The sequence below is a fragment of the Pseudomonas sp. NPDC087817 genome (assembly GCF_044742875.1).
Classification (GTDB): domain Bacteria; phylum Pseudomonadota; class Gammaproteobacteria; order Pseudomonadales; family Pseudomonadaceae; genus Aquipseudomonas.
Genome location: NZ_JBIUVJ010000026.1, coordinates 44819 through 52514 on the forward strand (window position 1 = coordinate 44819; position 7696 = coordinate 52514).

The 7696-nt window shown below is 59.6% G+C and carries 4 protein-coding genes; all 4 read right to left on the reverse strand.

The features are described 5' to 3' along the window. Positions 1 to 509 precede the first annotated feature (509 nt). On the reverse strand, positions 510 to 995 hold the full coding sequence (folK, locus tag ACIONG_RS17585; protein ID WP_103306549.1) for a 2-amino-4-hydroxy-6-hydroxymethyldihydropteridine diphosphokinase: 486 nt from the start codon (positions 993 to 995) through the stop codon (positions 510 to 512). 3 nt (positions 996 to 998) lie between these two features. Beyond that, positions 999 to 2399 (reverse strand): polynucleotide adenylyltransferase PcnB, encoded by a 1401-nt coding sequence (locus ACIONG_RS17590; protein ID WP_401301437.1) that lies wholly within the window; start codon positions 2397 to 2399, stop codon positions 999 to 1001. 734 nt (positions 2400 to 3133) lie between these two features. Next, positions 3134 to 4579, reverse strand: a complete 1446-nt coding sequence (locus tag ACIONG_RS17595) for a sigma-54-dependent transcriptional regulator (RefSeq protein ID WP_401301463.1) — start codon at positions 4577 to 4579, stop codon at positions 3134 to 3136. Between the two features lie 13 nt (positions 4580 to 4592). Then, on the reverse strand, positions 4593 to 7547 hold the full coding sequence (locus ACIONG_RS17600; protein WP_177431457.1) for a sensor histidine kinase: 2955 nt from the start codon (positions 7545 to 7547) through the stop codon (positions 4593 to 4595). Positions 7548 to 7696 lie beyond the last annotated feature (149 nt).

A 7696-nucleotide genomic window follows, 5' to 3' on the forward strand; every position in this document is an offset into this window, starting at 1 on the left:
TTTTCACCATTCTGGTTGTGGCTCTGGAGCGAGGTGAGGGTGATGGCTGGCATGTAAAAATTCCTCGTTCAGGCGCTTTGGAAACTACTGCGAGTAACGCGCGTGATTCGTCATCTATTCAGGCGCACGCTCTTTTGTCGTGCTTATAAGGCCTGGATTGCGCCCGTATGTGCCGGGTTGGCGGCAGCGGGACGCCTATAGTCGTGATGAGCCAACAGGAAGTCAATTGCGTGTGTTACCGCATTGTTACGCAGGGAGTGTTACCGGCGTTACTGATGCGATTCAGCGGCGCGGCGGGCCTGATTCAAGGCTTTTTGTCCGACAAAATCCTGGATATGGAACACCGCTTTTGTGGTGAGGGGATTTATCCCCGAAGGGCTGCGAAGCGGCCCCAAAATGGTAGTGCGCATTAATCAGTCAGACCGCATTTGCCGGTTTTGCGATTGCTACGCAGCCGATCGGGGATAAATCCCCTCGCCACAAAATCCTGCACCCAAGGGAAATGGGTGTCAGGGGTGGGGGAGGCGTTCGAGGCCGACGAACGGGCAGGCTGCCAGCAGATCGGTGAGGGTCCGGCCATCGGCAAGACGCAGATCTTGCGGCGCCAGTTCGGCAAGGGGATAGAGCACGAAGGCGCGTTCCTGAATCTGATAGTGCGGGACTTTCAGTCGCGGCTCATCGATCAATCGATCACCGAACAGCAGAATGTCCAGATCCAGCGTGCGCGGGCCCCAGCGCTCCAGGCGCTCGCGGCCTTGATCATTCTCGATGGCTTGCAAGGCATCGAGCAGATCCAGCGGCGCAAGATCGCTGTCGAGCGCTGCAACGGCGTTGGTATAACGCGGCTGGCCCGGCAGCAACGAGTCGCTTTGATAAAAGGCGGAAACGCCGGCAAGGGTGGTCTGCGGCAATTGTCCCAGCGCCTCGACGGCGCTGCGCAATTGTTCGGCCGGGTCAGCGAGGTTGCTGCCCATGCCGATGTAGATGCGTTCCATGCCTTACTCGCCCGTAGCGCTCGGTGCACCGGCGCGTTTGCGCTTGGAGCCGCTGCTGCGTCGACGCTTGCGTGGCGCACCACTGGCATCATCACCTTTGCCGCTGAGGTCGCGGATCATGTCGCGGCGTTCGCTGTCGTTGCCGTCCTGATAATCCGTCCACCATTCGCCCAGACCATCGGTCTGCTCGCCGGCGCTTTCACGCAACAGCAGGAAGTCGTAACCGGCGCGGAAACGCGGATTGTCCAGCAACAGGTCGGCGCGTTTGCCGCTGCGGCGTGGCAGGCGTTCCTGCATGTCCCAGATTTCGCGGATCGGCATGGTGAAGCGTTTTGGAATCGCGATGCGCTGGCACTGTTCGGCGATCAGTTCGTGCGCTGCTTCCTGCATGGCCGGAATCGGCGGCATGCCACGTTCTTGCAGACGCAACACCCGGGCCGGCAGGGCAGGCCACAGCAAGGCGGCAAACAGGAACGCCGGGGTCACCGGTTTGTTCTGCTTGATGCGCAGGTCGGTGTTGGTCAGCGCTTCGCTGATCAGCGTGTGGGTGTACTCCGGGTTGTGTTCCAGTGCGTCGGCACTGGCCGGGAACAACGGGGCGAACAGTTGCAGATCGACCAGCATCTCGAAAGTGATTGCGCCGTGTCCGGATAGGAACAGTTTCAGCACTTCTTCGAACAGGCGTGCTGACGGGATCTCGCGCAGCATCGGCGCCAGTTCGCGAATTGGCTGCACGGTGTGTTTTTCGATGCCGAAGTTGAGCTTGGCAGCGAAACGCACGGCCCGCAGCATGCGTACCGGGTCTTCCTGATAGCGTTGCTTGGGATCGCCGATCAGGCGGATCAAATGATTGCGGATGTCGTGCACGCCGTTGGCGTAGTCGAGAATGCGCTCGCTGACCGGATCGTAATACAAGGCGTTGATGGTGAAGTCGCGGCGTTGCGCGTCTTCTTCCAGGGTGCCGTAAACGTTGTCGCGCAGAATCCGCCCGCTTTCGTTACGCGAAGAATGATTGCTGTCCTCGTCGTCTTCGTTGACTGGGTGATTGGCGCGGAAGGTCGCGACTTCGATGATTTCGCGACCGAAATGGATGTGCACCAGTTTGAAGCGGCGACCGATGATCCGCGCATTGCGGAATTCGGCACGGACCTGCTCGGGGGTGGCGCTGGTGGCGACGTCGAAATCTTTGGGCGTGATGCCCAGGAGCATGTCACGCACGCAACCGCCGACCAGATAAGCCTGGTAACCGGCACCTTGCAGGCGTTCGACGATATTCACCGCGTAGCGGCTGAATTGCGTTTTCTGCAGCGAATGTTGGCCGCTGTTGAGCACTTCAGGGGTGCTGCGGATGTGTTGCGTACGACGCACGGGAGTTCGGAATGACTGGAACAGCTTCTTCAGCATGGGATGCACTGTTTGAAGGAATGTTCGGCCATACCAAAGAATGACCGCATGATGGGCGCAGATTCTAGCATTTAGTCGGGGGATGGTGTAGGACACGGCCGATTTGAGCTGCAAGCCGCAGGCTACAGGCATCGCGCGCGATAAAAATGGGGGATTTTGCTGCGGAGGAGAAACTACAAGGGGAGCCGAAGCTCCCCAAGAAGTAGTTGCGTGCTCTTTTTATTATTGATTCGGGCTTCTTGTTTTTGTTGAGTGCCCTCGTCATGAGGCTTTCGCTTCATGACCCTCCCAATCGGGAGCCAAGAGCAAACGGATTGCTTTGGTCGCTGAATTGCAGTGATCTCTCGATCCAACCAGTACAGGCTCTGTCTTAGGACAGTTTTTGTTGTTCTCGGCCTGGTCGTGGGGCAAGCCCCAAATACAACGCCTCTCCAAAAGAATCAGTTAGCTGCGCCTCTCGCCGTCTTGTTTTTATTTTGCGTGAGTCGATTCGTCTTATTTTTATTGTCTTGTGCATTGCTTGTTATTGTTCTTGTACTAAACATATAGCAGGTGCCGTGCCAACTTTTGCGAAACCCAATAAAACAAGGGGTTAGGTCGATATAACCGTTTTCGAGGGGCGAAAAAAAGCCGGGGTTTCGTTACCGATAACCCCGGCTTTTGTTACGTGACAAGACTGAGGTAACAGTTTTTTCACATCTTCAAGCGTTACCCGCACACTCGACAGGTAACGTTCAGCTCTCGCTGGCGACCCCGGTCTTGCGCCGTGGAATGCCCAGACGCTGACGGCGTTCCCACAGGCATTTGCGGCTGACGCCCAGTTTGCGCGCCAGTTCGGTCTCGGTCATGTGGTCCTGATGTTCGAGGACGAAGTGCTGGAAGTAGTCTTCCAGCGACAGGTCTTCGGTCGGCTCGTGGCTGCTGTTGCTGGCATTGCCGGCGGTTTGCGGCGGCAGACCGATGAACTCGTCATCTTCCAGATCGCTCAGCTCGATGTCGATGCCCAGCAGGTCGGCGGAGATTTCCGGGCTTTCGCTCAGGATCACCGCGCGCTCGACCGCGTTTTCCAGCTCACGCACGTTACCCGGCCAGGAATAGTGCCGAATCGCCTGTTCGGCATCGGCAGCAAACTTCAGGTCGGTACGGTTGATGCGTGCGCTCTGACGAGCAAGGAAGGCATTGGCGATCTCGTTGACGTCGGCGCCGCGCTCGCGCAGGGCCGGCAATTTCAGCGCAATCACGTGCAGACGGTAATAAAGGTCTTCACGGAACTGGCCGATTTTCGCCAGGCTCTTCAGATCCCGGTGAGTCGCCGCGATCAGGCGTACATCAACCTTCTGCGACTGCACCGAACCGACGCGGCGAATTTCGCCTTCCTGCAATACGCGCAGCAGACGGGCCTGGGCCTCCAGCGGCAGTTCGCCGATTTCATCGAGGAACAGCGTGCCACCGTCCGCCGCTTCGACCAGACCGGCTCGACCGGCGCTAGCGCCGGTGAACGCACCTTTCTCGTGACCGAACAGTTCGGACTCGATCAGGCTTTCCGGAATGGCCGCGCAGTTCACCGAGATCATCGGTGCCTTGGCGCGCTTCGACAGGTTGTGCAGGGCGCGGGCCACCAGTTCTTTACCGGTGCCGGACTCACCCTGAATCAATACATTGGAATCGGTTGGCGCGACCTTGCGGATCTTGCTGTACAGATCCTGCATCGGCGGGCAGGAGCCGATGATGCCGATTTCGCCGTTACTGTTGTCAACGGCGGATTTGCCGCTGCCATTGGTCGGTTTGCTGGCAACCACTTCGCCGGCAGCCGGTGCCGATTGGCGATCACGCAGGATCCGCGCGACGGCCTGAAGCATTTCGTCATGGTCGAAAGGCTTGGCGATGTAGTCCACCGCGCCCATCTTCATCGAGTCGACCGCCGAACGCAGGCTGGCGTAGCTGGTCATGATCAGCACCGGCGTCCCTTGGCCGAGCTTGATCAGCTCGGTGCCCGGGGCGCCCGGCAAGCGCAGATCGCTGACGATCAGATCGAACGTAGGAATGGTGAAGCGTTCTTGTGCTTCCTGCACTGAACCGGCTTCGCTGACCTGGTACTGATTGCGTTCCAGCAGGCGGCGCAAGGCGGAGCGGATAATTGTTTCGTCTTCGACGATCAAAATGTGCGGCCGGGATTCGATACTCGCGACGGTCTCAGTTCACAGCGGACGTCGCTTCGACATGACGCGGTAAGGTCACCCGGATACGGGTGCCGCGTTGGCTTTGTACATCAGCCGGGCTGTCGATGGTGATTTGTCCATAATGCTCTTCAACGATGGAATAGACCAGTGCAAGGCCCAGACCGGTGCCTTCGCCAGGATCCTTGGTGGTGAAGAAAGGTTCGAACAATCTATCCATGATGTTCTTCGGAATACCGCTGCCTTCGTCCTCGACGATCAGATCGACCGTGTGTTCGCCGGCTTCGCTCTTGACCCGTACCGCACTGTGCGGCGGCGAGGCGTCGCGGGCGTTGGAGAGCAGATTGATCAAAACCTGGGCGAGTCGCTGCGGGTCGCCTTCGACCCAGTGATCCGGGTCGCACAGATTGTAGAACTGCACTTCGAAATTGCGCCGGTTCAAGGCCAGCAGGCCGATGGCGTCCTGCGCCACTTCCGCCAGACAAACGGGCTCGTCGCTGTGCTGATGGCTGCCGGCATGGGCAAAACTCATCAGTGACTGAACGATGCGTGACACGCGTTTGGTCTGTTCAAGAATCTGTCCGCTGATCTCGGTCAACTCGCCGTCGTCTTCGCGTTCTTCGCGCAGGTTCTGCGCCAGACAGGCGATGCCGGTGATCGGGTTGCCGATTTCGTGGGCGACGCCGGCCGCGAGACGACCGATGCTGGCCAGCCGCTCGGAATGCACCAGTTTGTCTTCGAGCATCTGCGTTTCGGTCAAATCTTCCACCAGCAGTACCAGACCGCTGTTGCCCGGCGCCAACGGTTCATCAATCGCTGCTTTGTGCAGGTTCAGCCAGCGAGTCTGTCCGTCGAGGGCCAGGTGCTGTTTGTGCAAGTGTTCGTCAGGCAGATTGATGAAACCTTGCAGCAATTCTTTCCACGGATTGCCGATGGTGCTCAGGCGCGAGCCGACCACCCGTTGCGCGGCGATGCCGGTCAGCTCTTCCATAGCCTTGTTCCACATCAGGATCTCTTGATCCTTGGCCAGCGAGCAGACGCCCATCGGCAATTCCTGCAAGGTCTGGCGGTGGTAGCGGCGCAGGGCATCGAGTTCGGCGGCCAGACCTGTCAGGCGCGAGTGGTAATCCTCGAGGCGGCTTTCGATGAAGTGAATGTCTTCGGTGACGTAGTTTTCACCGCCGGCCTTGTACGGCAGGAAGGTTTCGACCATGTCCTGCGCCACACTCGGGCCCATCAGGCCGGAAAGGTTGGCTTCGATACGGTCGCGCAGACGGCGCAGGGCATAGGGGCGACGTTCGTCGAACGGCAGATACAGATCGCGCAGCGCCTGCTCGACTTCTTTCTGCGCAGCCTTGGCGCCCAGCGGTTTGGCCAACTGCGTGGCGAATTCCTGCGGCGAAGCGGCGTGCAGTTCCCGGCGTTGCGGGCGACGGACGTTATCCACTGCGCAGGCTTCGGCTGCGGAAGCCTCTTCCGGGCTGGCGTTGGTGAACAGCGAGATCAGGGTGAACATCAGCACGTTGGCCGCCAGTGAGGCGATGGCTGCCATGTGCCAACTGGTGTCGTCCAGCACGTAGATCATGTTCAGCAGGGGAATGTAGAAGCCCTGCAGATTGCCGACCAGCGGCAACAGCATGGTGATCACCCAGACCAGAATCCCCGCCAGCAGACCGGCAATGAAGCCGCGACGGTTGGCGGTCGGCCAGTACAGCACTGACAACACGCCCGGCAAGAATTGCAACGTGGCGACGAAGGCCACGATGCCGAGGTTGGCCAGGTCCTGCCCGGCGCCGAGCATCAGGTAGAAGCAGAAGCCGGCCATGATGATCGCGACGATCAGTGCGCGGCGGGTCCACTTCAGCCAGCGGTAGATGTTGCCTTCGGCGGGCGGCTGATAAAGCGGCAGCACCAAGTGGTTGAGCGCCATGCCCGACAGCGCCAGGGTGGTGACGATGATCAGCCCGCTGGCCGCTGACAGCCCACCGACGTAGGCGAGTAATGCCAGCGGTTTGCTGTTGGCGGCTATGCCGATGCCGAGAGTGAAGTATTCCGGGTCGGTGGTAGCGCCAAGCTTGAGGCCGGCCCAAAGGATCAGCGGCACCGCCAGACTCATCAACAGCAGGAACAACGGCAAGCCCCAGCTCGCGCTGACCAGTGAGCGCGGGTTGAGATTCTCGGTGAACGTCATGTGATACATGTGCGGCATCACGATCGCCGAGGCGAAGAACACCAGTAGCAGTGTGCGCCACGGGCCTTCTTGCAATGGCGTGTGCAGCGCGGCGAGGGCGGTCTGGTTTTGCAGCAGCCACAGCTCAAGCTGTTGCGGGCCATCGAATACGCCGTACAACGCGTAGAGGCCAACGCCGCCGAGGGCGATCAGCTTGATCACCGATTCGAAGGCAATCGCGAACACCAGCCCTTCGTGCTTCTCGCGGGTAGCGATATGCCGGGAGCCGAAGAAAATCGTGAACAGAATGATCAGTGCACAGAACGCCAGCGCTACGCGGCTCTGAATCGGCTCGCCGGTGAGAATGCCAATGGAGTCGGCCACCGCCTGAATCTGCAACGCCAGCAGCGGCAGTACGCCGATCAGCATGAATATCGTCGTCAGTGCGCCGGCCCAGGTGCTGCGAAAACGGAAGGCAAACAGATCCGCCAGCGACGACAGTTGATAGGTGCGGGTGATTTTCAGGATCGGATAGAGCAACACCGGCGCCAGCAGAAACGCGCCGGACACCCCGAGATAGCTGGAGAGAAAACCGTAGCCGTACTGATAGGCCAGGCCGACCGTGCCGTAGAACGCCCACGCACTGGCGTAAACCCCCAGCGACAAGGTGTAGGTCAGTGGGTGGCGAATGATCGCCCGCGGGATCATGCCCCGTTCGCTGATCCAGGCAACGCCGAACAGCACCGCCAGGTACGCAGCGCTGATCAGGATCATCTGGGTCAGGCTAAAGCTCATCGGCATCTTTTTGGCTCTGCAGGATGAAGGTCACGACAATCAGGATCAGCCAGAGCAGATAAGGGCGATACCAGGCGCCCGTAGCGTCGCTCCATGCTGGGTTGGTGGGTCGACGCTACGGGCGCCGGGTGTCGGCCGTATCTGCTCTGGCGGTT

What these genes read in the sequence shown, in the direction of transcription:
- folK (WP_103306549.1), bottom strand. Translation starts at nt 995, where the DNA reads ATGGAACGCATCTACATCGGCATGGGCAGCAACCTCGCTGACCCGGCC.
- ACIONG_RS17590 (WP_401301437.1), bottom strand. Translation starts at nt 2,399, where the DNA reads ATGCTGAAGAAGCTGTTCCAGTCATTCCGAACTCCCGTGCGTCGTACG.
- ACIONG_RS17600 (WP_177431457.1), bottom strand. Translation starts at nt 7,547, where the DNA reads ATGCCGATGAGCTTTAGCCTGACCCAGATGATCCTGATCAGCGCTGCG.